General features: G+C 35.2%; 12 protein-coding genes. 11 read left to right on the forward strand and 1 reads right to left on the reverse strand.

What is annotated here, in order from left to right:
* Nucleotides 1–42: 42 nt before the first annotated feature.
* A complete protein-coding gene (locus Z053_RS0123525; protein WP_025667418.1) occupies nucleotides 43–1782 on the reverse strand; it encodes a phytoene desaturase family protein in 1740 nt (579 codons plus the stop codon).
* A gap of 288 nt (nucleotides 1783–2070) precedes the next feature.
* On the opposite strand from Z053_RS0123525, the gene Z053_RS0123530 reads away from it, so the two are divergent.
* The 11 genes from Z053_RS0123530 to Z053_RS29225 form a co-directional block, all read left to right on the forward strand.
* Nucleotides 2071–2478, forward strand: coding sequence for a response regulator (locus tag Z053_RS0123530; protein ID WP_025667419.1), 408 nt, complete (start codon nucleotides 2071–2073; stop codon nucleotides 2476–2478).
* Between the two features lie 273 nt (nucleotides 2479–2751).
* The gene (locus Z053_RS0123535; RefSeq protein WP_025667420.1) at nucleotides 2752–3297 is read left to right on the forward strand and encodes a heme NO-binding domain-containing protein; all 546 of its coding nucleotides are present in this window, start codon (nucleotides 2752–2754) and stop codon (nucleotides 3295–3297) included.
* Nucleotides 3290–4885, forward strand: coding sequence for a sensor histidine kinase (locus tag Z053_RS0123540; RefSeq protein ID WP_025667421.1), 1596 nt, complete (start codon nucleotides 3290–3292; stop codon nucleotides 4883–4885). The genes Z053_RS0123535 and Z053_RS0123540 overlap by 8 nt, the downstream gene beginning before the upstream one ends.
* 5 nt (nucleotides 4886–4890) lie before the next feature.
* On the forward strand, nucleotides 4891–6027 hold the full coding sequence (locus tag Z053_RS0123545; RefSeq protein ID WP_025667422.1) for an FIST signal transduction protein: 1137 nt from the start codon (nucleotides 4891–4893) through the stop codon (nucleotides 6025–6027).
* 37 nt (nucleotides 6028–6064) lie between these two features.
* Nucleotides 6065–7084 carry a sensor histidine kinase gene (locus Z053_RS0123550; protein WP_241459854.1) on the forward strand — a complete coding sequence of 340 codons (1020 nt, stop codon included), beginning with the start codon at nucleotides 6065–6067 and terminating at the stop codon, nucleotides 7082–7084.
* A 3-nt stretch (nucleotides 7085–7087) separates the two neighbouring features.
* The gene (locus tag Z053_RS0123555; protein WP_025667424.1) at nucleotides 7088–7408 is read left to right on the forward strand and encodes an Hpt domain-containing protein; all 321 of its coding nucleotides are present in this window, start codon (nucleotides 7088–7090) and stop codon (nucleotides 7406–7408) included.
* 24 nt (nucleotides 7409–7432) lie between these two features.
* Nucleotides 7433–8164, forward strand: a complete 732-nt coding sequence (locus tag Z053_RS0123560) for a LytR/AlgR family response regulator transcription factor (protein WP_025667425.1) — start codon at nucleotides 7433–7435, stop codon at nucleotides 8162–8164.
* A 618-nt stretch (nucleotides 8165–8782) separates the two neighbouring features.
* On the forward strand, nucleotides 8783–12808 hold the full coding sequence (locus Z053_RS0123565) for a DUF6923 family protein (RefSeq protein WP_025667426.1): 4026 nt from the start codon (nucleotides 8783–8785) through the stop codon (nucleotides 12806–12808).
* Between the two features lie 553 nt (nucleotides 12809–13361).
* Nucleotides 13362–14006, forward strand: a complete 645-nt coding sequence (locus tag Z053_RS0123570; RefSeq protein WP_025667427.1) for a hypothetical protein — start codon at nucleotides 13362–13364, stop codon at nucleotides 14004–14006.
* Between the two features lie 241 nt (nucleotides 14007–14247).
* Nucleotides 14248–18621 (forward strand): PKD domain-containing protein, encoded by a 4374-nt coding sequence (locus tag Z053_RS0123575; protein WP_025667428.1) that lies wholly within the window; start codon nucleotides 14248–14250, stop codon nucleotides 18619–18621.
* Between the two features lie 21 nt (nucleotides 18622–18642).
* Nucleotides 18643–19443: DUF6443 domain-containing protein (locus Z053_RS29225; RefSeq protein WP_035096639.1), on the forward strand; the 801-nt coding region annotated here is incomplete at its 3' end.

Genomic DNA, 19443 nt, shown 5'->3' on the forward strand with positions numbered 1-19443 from the left:
TCTATAATTTAATTAGGATAATGTTAATATTTCTGGTAAGGATTACTTTTCCTTCACAGAAGAAAATTTATTATCATCGGTAGCCAAACGTGCTTTTTTAACTTCTATTTTGCGTAACATCCAGTCTGGATAATCAGAAGAGTCTTCGGCATCATAAATACGAACATCCTGATTTAGATCCACATCTGGTTGTATAAGATCATCTTGTCTACATTTAAGGATTATCGCCGCCGTTTGAACTCCAGAATAACTTGCTCCTGCTACTCCATGAGATGCAATACTGGCACCACAGAGGTATAAATTTTCGATTTCACTTTTTGGTTTATACGCCAAAGGCCCAATATGGCGTAAACTTTTTTCGGTACCATATACACAGCCATTAGTAGAATTTATATAATACTCATTGGTAATCGGAGTTCCTAGTTCTTTTTGTACAACACGATCACTAATCCCGGGAACTACTTTTTCCAGGCTATTCATAAACTTTTGAGTCAATTTTTCTTTGAATTTCAGGTATTCTGGAGAGCGTTCTTTATTCTCATTTCCGAATCGTTTAAAAGCTTCATAATTAATATAGGTAATTACTTCAATTGTATGATATCGACCATCATAACTTATAGGGTCTTTAAGCGTTGTGCAGCTTATAAAAAGGCCCGCAAATTCTTCACCTTCTTCGATATCAATTCTTTGCATTTCTGCAAACTGTTCATCCATATCTGCATTTTTGGGCATCATCCAAATATTACCAGAATCCAATCCTGCTTTTCGAAGATCCATATCTACTGTCAAAAACAGCATTAGGGAAGTACACGAATATTTCGTTTTATTAAGTTTCTTTATTAATTTACTGCTTATATTATCCCGACCTACCATATCTAAATAGGTTTTCCCCGGATCTGCATTAGAGATCACTCTTTTGGCAAGAATTCGCTCACCGTTTTCGAGTTCGACTCCAATAGCTCGTTTTTTCTTTTCTCCTTCTAATAAAATACGTTTTACACTTTGCCCGGTACGCACTTCACTACCATGTTTTTTAATAGCATTGGTCATTGCCTTTACTATGGCTCCTCCTCCACCCATGGGATAAAAACCACCATCAAAATAATGATCCATTACTGCGCAATGCAAAGGAAAACTTGCTTTACCTGGTGGTAATCCATGATCACCATATTGTATATTGAGTATTGTTTTGAGTAATGGATTTTTGAGATACCAACCAATCACTCTTTTTAAACTAAATAATGCATATTTACCCATGTATTTGGTTCGAAAAGGAATAGTGACATGATCCCAAAAGCCTTTTATTTTAGGAATCAATTGTATTTGTCGACTCACTGTGCGAACCATAGTGAGGTATTTTTTAATATCCTTCTTTTCTTCGGGAAAGCGTTGTGATAACGAGTCGCATAATTCATCAAAATTAGCAGGAAAATCAAAACGTTCATCACCAATCCAGCAATGTTCGTATGCCTTTGTATTCATTCTAAAAAAAGCGAGATCATTTGCAATCCCAAGTCCTTCATAAAGTTCGCTTGTCGATTGTCCTTTATCTAACAACCCTACATAATGTACTCCAGGTGTAAACCTATATCCATTTAGATAAAAACTATGACACCATCCTCCAGGCACATCATGTTGTTCGAGAACTAATACACGTTGACCACTACGAGCCAGACAAATTGCAGAAGCTAACCCTCCTACTCCAGAACCAACAATAATTGTATCTATCTCATTTTCAACTTTTAATTTTGGGTCTGATGTTTCTTGAGGGTTATCTTGCATTATTTATACTAAAATAAAGGATTAACTTTTTAATTGTTTTGTAATGATACAACTATATTTTTAGAAGTGACCAATGAACTTATCTTGAGTACTGCATTTATCTGCAAAATATACATGCTATACTTCAATTTTGTTATGTTTTTCAATCCCCCATTTATCTATAAAAAATTACCATTCGTCTACACTAAAAATACATTTCAACGAAAGTAACAATAAAATTATCCCTAAAAAGGAGACCTTTAGTGTTGTTAAAGAACATTTTTTAACCTAACTTAAAACACTGAAACGATGAGTTTGACTTTTTTATTAATAGATGATGATGAAATAGAACGGCTAAAATTTGCCAGAGTTTTGGATAAAAATGATTATCCTCACAAAATTATAGAGGCCAAAAATGGTGAAGAAGCTTTAGATGTTTTAGCGCAAAAGGATCAACAACCAGATATTATTTTCCTTGATCTAAACATGCCTAAAATGAATGGTTTAGAGTTTTTAAAAGAGTTAAAATCAGATACATCATTACAATACATACCGGTGATCATTTTAAGTACATCTAATAATCATCAAGATCTTAAAGAGGCCTATGAAATTGGAGCTGCGGGTTATATTGTAAAACCATTAAAATATGAAGAATACACACATAAAATAAAATGTTTAATCGAATACTGGAGTGTTAATGAACTTTTAAAAGCATAACGGTTATCTTTATAAACTTCAAAAAAAATAATATGGATATGAAATAAATACATTTTAATGAATTCAATGTAAATATATTGTCACTATAGGAGTTCTTATCCGTTTTTTATACCCCGAGAAGAAAACATCAGTTCGAGTTAAAGTAATTACAACTCAAATACTGATAGCTACCCCTATATGGTTTTCTTTCAAGATCACGCAAAATCACTCGAAACTACAACACAATAGCATTTTTGAGGTATAAAAACATCTAACCAAAAAGTTTTTAAAAGAATGAAAGGAATAGTATTTACAGAATTTTTAGAATTAGTCGAAGATAAATTCGGATTAGAAGTAGTTGATAAAATTATTCAACAATCTAATCTACCCTCACAAGGAGCATATACGGCCATAGGCACCTATGACTTTTCTGAAATGCTGGGATTGTTAAAGCATCTTAGCGAGCATACAAAACTAAGTATCGACGATCTTCTTCTTACATATGCCGAACATTTTTTTTCTGTTTTAGCTAGTAGCTACCCCGATTTAATTAACAAGTACGACGATCCAATAGAAATGCTATCTTCTATCGAAAATCATATTCATGTCGAAGTTCGAAAAATATATCCTGATGCAGAACTTCCCACTTTTGAAATACAAGAAAAAACAGCTTCTAAACTGGTTATGATTTATAAATCCAGTAGAGCCATGTATAGTTTTGGGCTTGGACTAATGCGTAAAACTTTTGAGCATTTTGATGCTACAGCCAAAATCACTCTAGAAAAACTCACATCAGATGGAACGGAAGTAAAATTTAGTATCGTGAAAACAAATGAGTAGTGATGATATCGAAATACTAAAAAGAGCCATACAAAGAGAAAAATTAGCTCGAAAACAAGCAGAAAAAATTCTTGAGGATAAATCCCGAGAACTTTATCTCATTACTCAAGAATTAAAAAAAACCAATGAAAAACTAGAAGATCAGGTAGGTAAAAAAGAATCTGAATTACAGGGTGTATTTGATAATTTACTGGATGCCTACGTTAGAATGGATATTTTTGGTAATGTGCTAGAGATGAACTATGCCGCTAGAAATTTATTTGGATACGATATTACCGAAGAAAAACTAAATGTTGTAAAACTTATTTATAAAGACGATTACAAATATGCTATGGCTTCTTTTCAGGAATTGGTTACCAAAGGTTCTTTTTCTGATTATCAGGCCAGAGTATATACAAAAGAAAATGGAATACGTACCGTACATATCAATGCGAGTCTTATTTTTGATAAAAACAAGACTCCTATCGGGGCGCAGGGTATTGTAACAGATATTACCGAAGAACTTAAACAGAAACAAATATTCGAAGAACAGAAAAAACAATTATCTGTTATTGTCGAAAACTCATCTTTAGGAATTGTACTTGCTCAATTTGGTAAAATAGTTCAAACCAATAAGGCATTTCAAAATCTATTAGGCTATACCGCAGAAGAACTCCTTAAAAAAGAAGTTAAAGATATCTCTATAAAAGACGAATATGAGGCTGTAGCAGAAAATTTAGAAAAGATGAATACAGGAATAATCGATAGCTTTTCTGTAAACAAAAGATATGTAAAACACAATGGTTCTTCATTTTGGGCCAAAACCAATATCGCAGCAGTACGAGATCATGATGGAAACATTAAATACCAGGTTGCATTTATAGAAGATATAACAGAACAATTAAAAGTAGAAAAACAAAGAGATCAACTCGTAAAAAACCTGGAAAAAACAAACCAGGAGCTTAAGGATTATGCACATATCGTTTCTCATGATCTAAAATCACCATTACGAAGTATTAATGCTCTTGTAAACTGGATTAAGGAAGATCATATCGACACACTGGATAAAACTGGGGTACATCATTTTACCATGATCGAAAATACACTAGAAAAAATGGAAACTCTCATCAATAATATCCTTAGTTATTCTAGTGTAAGTAATAAAGACAACCTGCAAACCAAAGAAATAGATCTTAATATACTTATAGGTGATCTAAAAAAGATCATTCTGATTCCTGATCATATAAAAATTTCTATTAAAAAGAAACTTCCTGTAATCAATGGTGATATGACCAGAATTCAACAGCTTTTTCAAAACCTAATTGGTAATGCCGTTATTTATACCGATAAAGAAATCGGAAAAATAGAAATTGATTACGAAGATAAAAAAATACATCATCTCTTTAGTATTAAGGACAATGGTATTGGTATAAAACAAGAACATCACGAGAAGATATTTAAGATGTTTCAATCTGTAGGAGACAACGAAAACTCTTCTGGAATCGGACTTGCAATTGTAAAAAAAATAATAGATCTATATGAAGGCGATATATGGCTAGAAAGTGAATTAGGTAAGGGTACAACATTTTATTTCACATTAAAAAAATAGGACCTATGAGATTTCAACAATTTGAAAAGAAAAAAAATCAAGATTGGACTGCTGTTGTCACGACAGAAAAAAAACTAAAAAACCCTTTAGTACTGGTTTTCGGAAATCGATATGAATTAGAGAATCCCGAAGTTTATAACGACGTTAAAAAACTATTCCCAGATGGAGAAATTGTTATCGGTTCTACTGCCGGTGAAATTATTGGGAGTAAAGTTCTTGATGATTCGATAGCATTAACTGCAATAGAGTTTGAAAAAAGCACCTATGCCATATTTCGAGAAAATAGTATCGATAATAATAAAGATGCAATACAACTAGGAAACAAACTGATTCAAAAAGTACCAAAAGAAGGCTTAAAACATATTTTTATTATTTCTGAAGGCAGTTTTATAAACGGTTCGGCCTTAATCGAAGGGTTAGAAACAAGGATCGACAATATTGCTATTACAGGAGGACTCTGTGGGGATGATTCTAGATTTGAAAAAACAATATCGGGATATAATGAGAATCCTAAAGAAGGAGAAGTGATATTAATCGCTTTTTATGGTGAATCTCTAGAGATTAGTTATGCCCAGTATGGAGGGTGGACTCCTTTTGGGCCAGAGCGAATTATTACAAAATCTGATCAGAATGTACTGTATGAATTAGATCATCAACCTGCTCTGGATTTATACAAAAAATATTTGGGTGATAAAGCTGCAGAACTTCCTCAATCTGCACTATTATACCCACTTAGTGTTAAATCCAAAGATAAAGAAGAACCTATTGTAAGAACAATTCTATCTATCGATGAGAAAACCAATACCATGACACTGGCAGGAGATGTACCAGAGGGGGCTGTAGTTCAATTAATGATGGGACATATTGATAATATTATAGATGGAGCATTGCAAGCAGCAGAAATAGGAATGAAAGACAGAAAACACAAACCCGAATTAGCAGTATTGGTAAGCTGTATCGGTAGAAAATTAGTCATGGATCAACGTGTTGAAGAAGAAGTAGAAGAAGTTATAGATGCTATTGGTACCCAGGCTACTGTAGCTGGATTTTATTCGTATGGTGAACTCTCTCCTTTTGAAGGAAAAAATTCAAACTGCGAACTACACAATCAAACCATGACCCTAACTTTATTTAGTGAATAATATGCACTCGTTATTGACCAGACAAATCAAAAAACATTTGAATACCGAGCATAAAGAATCTCAGTATTCAGAAAAATTTTTAAATGCTATTGATAGATCCTATCATAATTTTGAAGATCAACTAGGCATGTTACAAAGGGCAATGTCTATAAGTTCTAAAGAATTGTTTGATGCCAATCAAAAGCTTCAGCAGGAAGCAGAACAGCAAAAAAAGGTGATTGCCAGTTTAACCGATGCCACCAGGATTCTACAATCCATAACGTTCAAAAATATGAAAGGAGGCAAAAATGGAAACGAACTCTCGGGAATCGAACTTGCGGTAATGATCGAAGAGCAAGCTGTTCAAATTTCTGAAATCGAGAAACAAAGAGAATTGCTCCTCAAGGATTTAGAAAAAAGTAACAAAGAACTTAACGATTATGCACATGTAGTATCTCACGATTTAAAATCTCCGTTACGAAGTATCAATACGCTTATTAACTGGATAAAAGAAGATGCTAACGGAGAACTTGAAGCGCCAATACTAAAGAACCTGGATTTGATAGATCAAAATATTGAAAAAATGGATAATCTAATCAGTGGGATTTTAGAGTACTCTATAATTAGTGATAAATCGAGGAATTTAAAATCTGATATTGATGTAAATATCTTAATCGAAGATATTACACATCTCATACATCCTCCTGATCATATTACAATTAGTACACGCGATAAACTTCCTGTTATATATGCAGATGTATCACGAATTAAGCAAATATTTCAGAATTTAATTAATAATGCGATACAAGCAATAGACAAGGATAAAGGAGAGATTATCGTAATGTATGAAGAAATCCCCAATTTCTGGAAATTCGGTATTAAAGACAATGGAAGAGGGATTTCTAAAAAATATCACAACAAGATATTTCAGATATTTCAAACGCTTGATGATCAAAAAAAATCAACAGGTATTGGATTATCGATCGTAAAAAAAATAGTAGAATTTTATAATGGTAAAATCTGGATCGAATCTGAAGAAGGGCAAGGAACTACTTTTTATTTTACATTAAAAAAATAACCGATGAACGAAACTCCTAATCTCATATATATAAAAGAACTGGCTGCAGGTTCTGAAGCTTTTGAACAAAAATTAATTGGTATTGTAAAACGAGAATTTCCTGATGAAAAAGATGAATTTCTTAAAAATTATACCTCAAAAGCATATACTAAAGCAGCAGAAAATGTGCATAAACTAAAACATAAAATCGGAATGTTTGGTTTTGAAGAAGGGTATCAAACTGCAATAGATTTTGAAGAAGAGCTAAAAAGCAGTAACACTTCTCTATATTCAAAATTTATATTAATTTTAGAATCCATAGAGCATTTTCTAAAAACGCTTTAAAAAATCCTTAAAAACCAACTTACTATGAATTGCATAATTATAGATGATGAAGAAACCGCAAGAATGATTATTCAACAACTTTGTTCGCAGGTTGATGAACTCAATGTGATTGAGGATTTCCCTAATGCAATTCAGGCTATTAAATTCTTAAACAAAGAAGAGGTAGATCTTATATTTCTGGATATTCATATGCCCGATTTTACAGGTTTTGATTTTATCGATACCCTAAAAAATCCGCCAAAGATTATTTTAACAACTTCTGATAAGAATTTTGCTTTAGAAGCTTTTGAGTATGAGTGTATTGTAGATTACCTGGTAAAACCGATAACCTTACCTAGATTTCTTAAAGCAATACAAAAGGCAGAAAGTGCAACAACAGTTACAACAACAGAAGCCTCTGCAGAGACTTCTACAGAACTACCATCAAACACATCTTCTTCTGAAGAAAATGAACTTTATATTAATATCGATAGGAGATTAATAAAGATTAATATCCCAACTATTAATTTAATAGAAGCCAAAGGAGATTATGTACTGATAAAAACCGAAAAGCAAAATTATACGGTGCATTCTACCTTAAAAAAAGTTGAAGAAAAACTACCCACCGACCTTTTCTTAAAAGTACATCGATCTTATATCATTAATATCAAAAAAATTATTGATATAGAAGACAATAGTGTACTTATTGCAAAAGATGTTATCCCCGTAAGCCGTTCTAACCGACCAGAGTTAATGAAGCGTCTTAATATGCTTTAAACTAAATTAGCATCATTTCATTGATTTGTCACACTGAGCCTGTCGAAGTGCTTTCAAATTTGTATTTTCAAATGTCTTCGACAGGCTACCATTGACGTATTTTATAACAATTTGTTTTTCAAATATTTACAGTTCTTAAATTTCATCTAATTTCCTTCAATTTGGCTTTCTGTTCATTTTAGTTCACAAGGTTTTTATTTGATAATATTGAGTTCATGAATCTACGATTTCTTTGCTCGCCCTGCAGCAAACAGAACCAAAAGAAAAGGCGCTTTTTTCAAGGTATTTTTCAGTTTCACTGAAAACCAGATTTATTGTGCTAAAATCTTTCCAAGGCTTCAATATTTTTTAACGCAAAACAAATCTTATACTGGTGAAAAAAGATAATCAAAGCTCTGCTTTGGAACGTCAGTTCATTCACTGGATAAAATTTTATTGGATGTCTCAGACTGACAAGAAGTTTTAAATCCTATCCTCAGACATTGATTATCCGGTTTAAAAACTCATCTCTTCGTAAAACCCATTCATCTACAGCAAATTACCACTGATCGAATAACGCCAACATAAGGGGTTGATATAGATTAATTTTAGACATCAGAAACCTAAATCTATATCAACATGAAAAAAATAACTACCCTTATAGCCTTCTTGATAGCTTTATCCGTAAACGCTCAACAACCCTTTGATTGTGATGAAGGTAATTTCTACCAGGTAATCTCTGGATCTTTAAAAGCATATGATCCCATTACCGGTTCATATTCTGAAGCACTACACACCTATTCTACTACCTACAATGCGGGAGGATATAATCCTGAAGATAATTACCTGTATGCCATTAAGAAAGGTGACAATCATCTCCTTAGAATTGCTAAAGATATGGTGATTGATCTTGGTGCTGTAACCCCTGCCGGGACAACAGTTTTTGGAGGTGGGTATGCAGCAGATGTAGATGCAGACGGAAACCTTTGGGTGTATCAAAACAACAATAAAAAAACATTTCATAAAATAACAAACCTAAAAGACTATGACGGTTCTTCTTCTCCCGTTTTCGAGGTTGTAGAGGCTGATCAGGCTTCGCCTAGTACTTGTGCAGATATTGCCTATATAAATGGTTCTTTTTATGGAGGAAGCAGAGGAAAACTATACAAATGGGACCTGTCTTCGGGAACACCCGTATTTTCTGAAAAAGCAGTAACCAATTTACCAACAGGTACTTTTGGTGCAGCATATGCCGATGCTAATAACAGATTGTATTTATCTGTTAACAACGGAGGTTTATACCTAATCAATGATTACGAAAGTGCTACCCCAACAGCTACATTGCTTAATCTTACCGAGACCACAAACTCTAATGACGGTTTTAAATGTGCCAACGGTATTTCTCCACTGGATAAAGATCAAGACGGTACCTTAGATTCTATGGATACCGATAGTGATGGTGATGGTATAACAAATATTGCAGAATGTAACGGTATGAACCCTTACGGAGACGATGATGGAGATGATTTATACAACTACCTTGATAATGATATCAGTGGTAACGGAGACAATGTAGTACAAGATGCTTTTGATAGAGATAGCGACGGTAATCCCGATTTTCTGGATATCGATTCTGATAACGATGGTATCTATGATATTGTAGAAGCAGGGCAAGGCGATAAAGACACGAATAACGACGGGGTCTACAATGGATCAGACAACAACTTTCTGGATACCGATCTCGATGGATTAGCAGATGCTTTTGATCCTGATCAAGGAAATACAGTTACGCTACTAGATACAGATAATGATGGGATATACGATTGCTACGATATCGATTCTGATAATGATGGGATTGTAGATATCATAGAAGGACAAAATAGTGCTAGCTACCAGGGATTATCTAATATTGATGAAGATAACGATGGTATGGATGATGCCTTTGATCCTGATTATGCAGGAACTGTAAACGGAACCGTAAATACCGATGGTACCGATGCTTATGATCACCTGGATACTGATTCTGATAATAATGGTATATCTGATAGTACCGAAGCATATGATAGTGATGGTGACGGAGTTGCAGAAACTACACTATCCGGAGTTGATAATGATAATGATGGTTTAGACGATAGCTTTGATTTAAGAAAAAGTAGTTTTGCTCCAGAAAACGGAGGGCAAACCCCTGCAAGTTTTCCTATCCCAGAGATTTGTGACCGATATAACTATTTAGGTGATTTTTCTTCTAACGGAAAGCCACTGTATTTAGACGGGCAGGATGTAGTTACCCAGGAAACTATCGATTTGATAAATAATGCGCTACCAGAAGGGTACCCGGTACCAGATTTTAACCCTCACTATATTTCTTCGGGTTATGATACAGATATTGAAGTACAGGAACAAGCTGATATATGGGTTACTTTTATAGGAGAAGGAGCAGGATATAAAAACACACTGGGGTTCTATACGTATGATATTAATAACCCATCACCTTCAATACCAGCACCAGAAGATATTACGATCATTTTCCCTAATGTATCTGCTGTAGGAAGCGGTGGCGAATTAGAAGTAGGTGATAAAGTAAAAATAGGAACTTTTCCTCCAAATACAGGAATAGGATGGGTATTGCTAGCCAATGCATGGTCAGACGGTTGTGTAGGAACAGGACACTGGCAACTACACTCTAATCCGGATTATAATCCAGAAACAGATCCTACCCTACGATATCACAATGTTTTATTATCTGATCCCGATAACGAAAGAATTATATTAGGTTTTGAAGATATTAGAAGAGATTATGCTTCTTGTGATCAGGATTTTAACGACGCCTTATTCTATATCACTGCAAGCCCTTATACAGCAATCTCAACAGATAATTGCGTAGATATCGATACTGCTACCGATGTTACTTCTGCCAATAATGGAGGATTAGAAAGTAATGGTGACTTAGCCAGCTTAATCGCTAAACGTAACTTTAGCAGAACAAAAACAAACAGCGTTTTCAATACCAAAAAGAGTCAAAAGAGATTTCAGCCTGGTACGAAATCATACAAATCTGCAAACAATGAAGATTTAAGTATCTATTTCCCTAATACAGGAATATTTGGGACCGAGTCTACTTATGTATCCAGCCCAGAAGACCTATTGGGGATCACCAATGCAGAAGCTGTATTCTCTGTAGATTACTATAAAGGAAATGAAAGAGTAGCTGCGGCACTGGCAACATCGACCAAAGGTTCTATATATGATCATTCGAAAACCATATGTGATCGATTAAACGGCTCTAAGTTATTAGATGTACGAACCGTTACTATCAAAAATCATACGCTTGTAAGTACCAGAATAGAAAGAGCTACAGGTCAAATTGAATATGCATTAACCTTCTCGGTTAAGAAAGGTGAATCTGAAAATGAAATCTATAGTTTATGGAATATCGGTAACTACCCAGATGGAGATTATTTAAATTTCCAGGTATGGGGTGGATCGGTACCACAAGTAGCCAATATTGCCAATCACATCTTAGATACATTTACGACCGATAAACCTATGCGTAGTCATAAAGTGAGTCATAGGGTACCTACAGTATTTGTAGAAAAAGGATCATATGCAGATGGAAAACTAACCCTTAATATCATCAATAAATTAGGTGCTCATCATATGACATTTAATGGTAACATTAGAACGACTGAACAGTCAAAAGAACACAATATGATTGAAACCGTAGCACTATCAGGAGCATACAATGAGCAAATCACTATAGAGACAGGACATTTATTTGATATCGGGTTCTCTATCAAAGGAGAAAACTCTGCTCAATTAGATGCATTATACCTGGCAGATGGTCCCTGGGGTATCGATTACCAGGAACAAGGAGTAGTAATCGAGAATTTTGAAGTCACAACACATGATACAGCAGCACAGAAAAATGAGTATACTATAGAACGTAATGCATTGGTATATGGCGAAGTAAAAGAAACGCTAAATCTTTTTAGAAATATATTGGCAGGTGAACTTACACTAGCTGTATCTGACTACGATGCTGTACAGTTCGAAATGTATAACGATAGAGATATCGAGGTGATATTAGTAACCGAAGGCCTTACAAACTGGAGTAACAGACTTAGATATAGAATTGCTGCCACCGATAAAAAAACAACACATACCATTTCTTTTGCTGATTTTACAAACGGGAATAAAGAAAATGAAACCTTCAAAAAAGTAAGAAGCATTGTATTTTCTGTACAGGGAGATTACCAAAACTTTACTCCATTTCATTTAGAAGTATCGGATCTGGCATTCACCAGTACGACAACAATAGATCCAGAATTAGATCCCGAGACACCAGCTGTGGTAGCAGAAGATGAGGAAGAAGATAATGATGACCAAATCGCACAAGTAGAAACCGATGAACAAATCGCAGTGACTACACTTTCTAATTATCCTAATCCTTTTAGAAACAAAACTACGATTAGAGTACCAGACACACACCAGACCATAGAAATGGTTGTTATCGATATGATAGGAAGAACAGTACGACAAGAACGTATGGCTTTACATAATAACAGTATAACTTTTGAAACCAAAAACCTTATCCCTGGTGTATACTATTACATCTTAAGAGGCGATAACAAACAAAAATATAAAGGCAGTTTTTTAATCCGATAATAAAGTATACCATTTAGCACTTATGTTTACACTAAATGGTATTAGGTTAAGTTCAGGATTTGGGTAATAGCGAGGATGATGTCATGGTTGTCCTCGCTATTTTTTTTAACCCGAATGATCAATACTGTTACGTTAAGGAAAAACACGACGTCATACTGACAATACAAAAACCCGATGGCGCGGATTTGTAATCCGCGTCATCGGGTTTAAAAAAAACAGTAAATCATTAAAAAAACATCCAGCTACAGTAAGAAAATATACACTACTACTCAACAAATACTCTTCTACATTCAAAAAACATTTCCTTACATTCAAAAAATGACCATCTACATCAAAAAAATGTACCCTTACATTCTACAAATAAGCATCTGCATTAAGAAAATGTATACTTCGATTTAATAAATAGCCTTTTACATATAGAAAATAACTTGCTATGCTGTCTAAAAAAATAAGGGGAAGGGGTAACAAAATAGCAACTAGGTAAATATACTAAGAGCATATGCTTAAATACATTATAGCACACAAATTAGTATACACTTAAAACCCAATTTTTATGGATCAAAGACAGATCAATCGATTAGAAATGTACCAGGCAGTACAAACATTTATGGATACCAATACCAATATATGGAGCAGTGTACCCGTATTAGTAACTTTTAAAAACGAGCTAGATGAGTTATTGATACAAATTAATGAAAACAAAGATACTCAGGAAGCCTCTAGAGTATATCTAGGTAGTAATAAAACTATTCAAAAACGGTTTGTATCAGAAAAAGGAGACATTCTTAATGACGCACTAGAGGCTTATGCAGCTGTAGAAGGTAATACAGTATTAGAACAAAAAGCAGCAAAAAGTTTTACCGATCTATATAGTCTGCGCAATCAGGATTTTGTGACTGTCGTTACAGAAACCATCTCATTATTAGATCAAAACATAGCTCCTCTTGCAGATTATGGGGTGACCCAGGATCAAATCACTGACCTAAAAAATAGTTTTGACAGTTTTATGGTTCTTAATGGCCAACCCAGACAATATCGTATTACTCAAAAACAAGCCACAGCTACCTTGTCTGATCTTTTTAATCAAACCTCGGCTTTACTTAGTAATAAGATTGATAAAGTCATGAAACGTTTTAAACGTACCAATACTTCTTTTTATAATGGGTATCTGGCAGCACGCGTGATCGTTGGCAATTAGCCTGCCAAATCCAAATTAATTACAGTAATTCTTAACATAGAGCAGATTGATTTCTGCTCTATTTTTTTAGTATGGGTTCTACCCTATATGCTGGTGTTTACCTCTCCTTAACATCAGGTTTTTATTTTTTCGAAAAAAACTTTCATTTTTTTTCTCAGTCCCGAAAAACGAAACTGGCATGATTTAATATTGCATTGGGAATACAATTAAAAAAACAAAATCAGTCACTAATTACTTTTTTATGAAACATCTTATTACTACGGTGGCATTCTTGCTTCTGGGACTTATAGTTCTTGGTCAGGCAGAGCCATCACCCGCACAGCCACCACAGATTTTTCCAACCTCTCCCGAGGCTGCTAGTCTGGGCAAATATGGAGAAATTCCTGTAAACCTTTCTACAGGAAGAATCAATCACGGCATCCCATTGCATACTATTAACGAAGCAGGTTTTAGTTTACCAATTTCATTATCCTATAACTATGCCGGTCTGCAAGTAGAAGCTATCCCCGGAGCTGTTGGATTAGGCTGGGATTTTATAGGAAAAGGTATGATCACTCGACAGATTCGTGGTCTTCCTGATGAATCACCACTTGGGTATGTTGGCCCCAATGCTATTGGTCAAAAAGTATATCAATTTCATACCAATAAAGATGGGATGTCTAATGCAGATAAAAATGCACTTGTTCGCGGAGCCGTATCCGGAAAATGGGATACCGAATCTGATAAATACATCATTAGTGTAGGATCTTTATCGGCTACCTTTTATCTAAATCATAATGATGAAGCTGTTTTTGCACCATATAAGAATTACAAACTTACCCGTTTACCTAATAATGGCGGTTTCGAACTTATCGATGATTCTGGGATCAAATATTATTTTAATGATAAAGAAGAAACCACCACAGAGAACGGAGATCATATCCAGGTATATACATCGGCCTGGGTGATCAATAAAATTGTACTGCCTAATACCAAAGAAATTACATTTACCTATGTAAATCAACACACACGTCAAAAAGTACATTCAGACACCTGGGTAACCGCGGCTCCTACATATGATTCAGACTATTGCCAGGCCAAACCTAATCTGATAGGGCTCTTTAAAAGTGAAACACTTTCGAATACCCAGGGATTAAGTATTAGTACGATTACTACTCCATCAGAAACCGTAACCTTTGACTATACGATACTAAACTCTGCTCCCGAAGGACAAAACCCGGTGACCCTTGATGGTATTAAGATCAAAAACACCGTAGGGCAGGATATTATGCAATATGCGTTTGCTTATGATGATAAGACTATAAAACGAAAATTACTTACCGCAATTCATAAGGGTAAACACACACCTAATACACAAAGAAATTATTACACATTCGAGTATTTTGATGGTTCACATATAGAGATTCCTTACTATAAACAGGATTATTGGGGATATTATAATGGAAACACCAATACTTCTGGATGCCTGGTTTCTTCAAACTCAAATCGATCTCCTGATTTTAATAGTACTAGATTAGGGGCATTAAAAAGAATATATTACCCTACCAAAGGATATTCTGAAATTACCTATGCTCAAAATCAAGTATACGGGGCATTAGATACCGGAGAAATTGGTATAGAAGACAGATTGAATACTCCAGATGGGCTACTTTTAAAATCAACCGATTATCCCGACAGTCAATTTGTAACCGAAACCAAATCGATTACTTTCACTCCGGGAGAAATCCCCGGGCAGGGAACTTATATTTCTATCTCATATAATTTACGAGCTACCGGCGGAGGGGCAGAAGCCCTGGTTAAACTTAAAAAGAAAAATGTAGCATCAACCGTGAGTTGTGTTACCCCTGGTAGCATATGTAATTACCTATATGATCAGCTTGTAATCGAACTTGATCCAAAAGATCCTATAGACAAGGATAAAACGATATTTAAGTTGGATCCGGGAGAATATGAGCTAGAAGTATATATCAATAGGCCTATAGAGCCTAACAATCCTTCTTATGCTAAAGCCAGTGTAGATATAAAGTATTATAAAGCTAGTGGTAGTACCCCTACGCCAACATATGCTAACATTCCTTTTGGAGGTATTCGGGTAGCACAGGTAAAATCTTGTGATAAAGAAGGAAATTGTATTACTAAAACATATTCTTATGACGATGAGGCAGGAAAATCTACAGGAATCAATCTCTCTAAACCAATATATAGAACCGGAGAAATACACGGGTATGTAGCCAAAAACGAGTGTGCTGTAATAAAAAACAGATCTTCGAGCAGTATCCCGTTAAGTAGCTATATTGGGAGTCCGGTCTTATACAAATCTGTCGAAGAAATTAAAGTAGGTGATAATGCAGAAGATCAAAGAACGCAACGTCTATTTTCTGGAGGTCCCGATATAGAAGAAATTTTTCCTTTTGCTCCAACCGAAAAAAACAACTGGCGAAGAGGAAAAGTACTGAAACAAAAGGCATTGAAAAAGGAAAACAATCTATACGCCTCTATTGCTAGTACTACCAATTATCATAGTGTTATACATAAGAATTTTGGAGCTTTAGAGCATTTAAACTCATATAATTTAAAAGCTGGTCAAATCGTCTTTTTTTATGATCCAGAATCTGTAACAGAATATAATTACACAGATGTTCCTAATTATTTTGGAGTAAAAGAATATATCAACTACTCAGAGATATTTCCCGTTACATCGTCTAAACAAATAGAAGTTCATGCAGGAAAAACCATTACCAGGGATATTACCTATACGTATGACAACCAATATGGGCAGTTAAAAACGCAAACCTATACAGATAGTGATGATAAAAATATACTTACCGAGTATACCTATCCCTATGATAAGAGTAGTACGGTTAATGATGCTTTGGTGGCTCAAAACAGGATCACCACGCCTATAGAAACCCAAACGAAAGAAAGTAGTGCGTTTGTCGCCTTTCAAAACACCGAATATAAAGATTGGGGTAATGGCATATTACTCCCCAGGATGATCAAAACATTAAAAGGACAAAAAAGCATTGTTAATGTGCTACAAGATCGCCTGGAGTATCAGGCTTATGATCCCCAGGGAAATCCTTTAGAAGTTTCTCAAGTCGATGGGCGTCATACTATGTATGTCTGGGGATATAATAACACTCAGCCTATTGTAAAGATCGATAATGCTACTTATACCGGGATTCCTTCAACTGCAAGTTCCTTAATCACCCAGTTACAAACCGTATCGAATACAGAAGATACAGCAGCAGAAGAGGTAACGATGCGTAATCTGTTTAAAGATCTTAGAGAGCATGCCTATTTTGCAGATGCGCAGGTAACAGGATATACCTATGATCCACTGGTTGGGCCGACGAGTATGACAGATCTTAAAGGGTATACTACTTTCTACAAATATGATGAAATGAATCGCTTACAATATGCTCTGGATCATGATCAGCATATCGATCAACAAATACGTTATAACTACCAGGGACAGCAATCTGATATTCTTGGTGGGGTGACTATCCAGCTCTCGGCTTCTGGATCTGTTCAACCCAATCAAACAGTTACCTTTACGGCCAATACTTCAGGAAGCGGTGGCGCGAACCTGTATACCTGGTCTGTAGATGGTACACAAGAACAATGTGATGGTACCACAAGTTTTACCAGGTCTTTTAGTAGTGAAGGAACATACACTGTATCAGTAATAGCCTATAATAGTCAAACCAAACACAGGGTGAATACCACGATGACTGTAGTGGTGGCCTACCCTCCTATTACGATCCCTACGGTAAATGCAAATTATACGCATGTGATCACAGGTACCCATGTAAATTTTAGTGCTACGGGTATAGGAGGTGGTACTGGTGATCTACGCTACGAATGGTATGTAAATGATGTAAAGCAGGCCAGTACAGCAACTACGTTTACATACAATCCAGGTACCGCAGGAACATACAATGTATACTCTAAAGTGATCGATAATATAAGTGGTAAGTCTGTAAACAGTGCGGTGCGGCCATTACATGTGTATAATCCTTTAAACACCCCTACAATAAGTGCAACCACAACCGATATTGTAAAAGGAACTACTATTAACTTTAGCGCCAATGGTATTGGAGGGGGATCAGGACATCGAAGGTACGAATGGTATGTAAATAATGTAATACAGAGTGCTACAGGTACTAGTTACTCTAATAATTTCCCAACTGCTGGTGAATATACGATTAAATTTCTTGTTATAGACGATACCGTTTCTGAGCATTTTAAAGAAGGTAGTGTTATTATCAATTCCTATAATCCTATGGTGATTAATGTAACCCCGGGTAATGCTACGCTTACCAATGCTAATCCTAGTGTAACTTTTAATTTAACAAAAAGTGCAGGTTCGGGGCATTATAGTACCGTTACCTGGAAAGTATGGCGATTATCAAATCCTTCGTCTACCTATACCTCTAATAGAACAGGAACTTCATTCTCTTATGGTACTACAGACAACGGGGAGTATGAAATTCAGGCTACTGTGACAGATACCAGAACAAACCAGTCGGTACTAAAAACTATGCCAGTGATTGTTAGTAAATCCTCTGGTGGTGGCGGTAACGGTGATGGTAATACAGGAGAACAACATTAATCCTATAAACAATATAGTAAGATGAAAAAACAAATTATATACAGTATTATAGTACTGCTTATGGGATTGAAGCTTCAAGCCCAGGTAGTATTATCCGATAAGAACTATATACATACGGTAGTTCCTCAAACTCCAATGATCATTGCCGAGTTAGAGAATGTAAACTGCTCTAATATCAATGATATAGACAGAGCGATAGAAAGTGTTACCTATTTTGATGGCTTGGGTAGACCTATACAACAACGAGCGATCAAAGCCTCGCGAGATGGTAAAGACATCGTAACCCATATCACCTATGATGCCTATGGCAGACAGGATAAACAATACCTTCCTTTTGAAGCAAGTAATACGATTGGGAGTTATAAAGAGATCGATGTAAATACTGATATTAACCAGTATTATAAGGATACCTATGCTAGTGATTTTCCCGGGATAACCGATCTTAACCAGATCAATGCCTACTCAGAAAGTGTATTTGATAAGTCACCGCTTAATCGCGTACTAGAACAGGGAGCACCAGGTACAGCATGGAAAGCTATTAAAGATAGTGATACAGATCATACTATTAAATTTGATTGGAATACCAATATAGCTAATGAAGTGGTACATTTTAAAGTAAATTTTGCCAATCCTGGCAATACAGAAGACCCTAGTTTGGTAAAAGATACGCATTACGATCCTGATCAATTATATGTAACTATTACCAAAGATGAAAACTGGACTCTGGCAGATGGTAACAATCGTACGACCAGGGAATATAAAGACAAGCAAGGCAGAGTAGTCTTAAAAAGAACTTTTGCTTCGACAAGCTCAGCAACCCCA

The sequence above is a fragment of the Aquimarina megaterium XH134 genome (genome assembly GCF_000520975.1).
GTDB classification, from domain to species: Bacteria; Bacteroidota; Bacteroidia; order Flavobacteriales; family Flavobacteriaceae; genus Aquimarina; species Aquimarina megaterium.

Excerpts from the sequence above, each read along its gene's own strand:
- Z053_RS0123525 (WP_025667418.1), bottom strand. The coding sequence starts at position 1,782 with ATGCAAGATAACCCTCAAGAAACATCAGACCCAAAATTAAAAGTTGAA.
- Z053_RS0123530 (WP_025667419.1), top strand. The coding sequence starts at position 2,071 with ATGAGTTTGACTTTTTTATTAATAGATGATGATGAAATAGAACGGCTA.
- Z053_RS0123535 (WP_025667420.1), top strand. The coding sequence starts at position 2,752 with ATGAAAGGAATAGTATTTACAGAATTTTTAGAATTAGTCGAAGATAAA.
- Z053_RS0123540 (WP_025667421.1), top strand. The coding sequence starts at position 3,290 with ATGAGTAGTGATGATATCGAAATACTAAAAAGAGCCATACAAAGAGAA.
- Z053_RS0123545 (WP_025667422.1), top strand. The coding sequence starts at position 4,891 with ATGAGATTTCAACAATTTGAAAAGAAAAAAAATCAAGATTGGACTGCT.
- Z053_RS0123555 (WP_025667424.1), top strand. The coding sequence starts at position 7,088 with ATGAACGAAACTCCTAATCTCATATATATAAAAGAACTGGCTGCAGGT.
- Z053_RS0123560 (WP_025667425.1), top strand. The coding sequence starts at position 7,433 with ATGAATTGCATAATTATAGATGATGAAGAAACCGCAAGAATGATTATT.
- Z053_RS0123565 (WP_025667426.1), top strand. The coding sequence starts at position 8,783 with ATGAAAAAAATAACTACCCTTATAGCCTTCTTGATAGCTTTATCCGTA.
- Z053_RS0123570 (WP_025667427.1), top strand. The coding sequence starts at position 13,362 with ATGGATCAAAGACAGATCAATCGATTAGAAATGTACCAGGCAGTACAA.
- Z053_RS0123575 (WP_025667428.1), top strand. The coding sequence starts at position 14,248 with ATGAAACATCTTATTACTACGGTGGCATTCTTGCTTCTGGGACTTATA.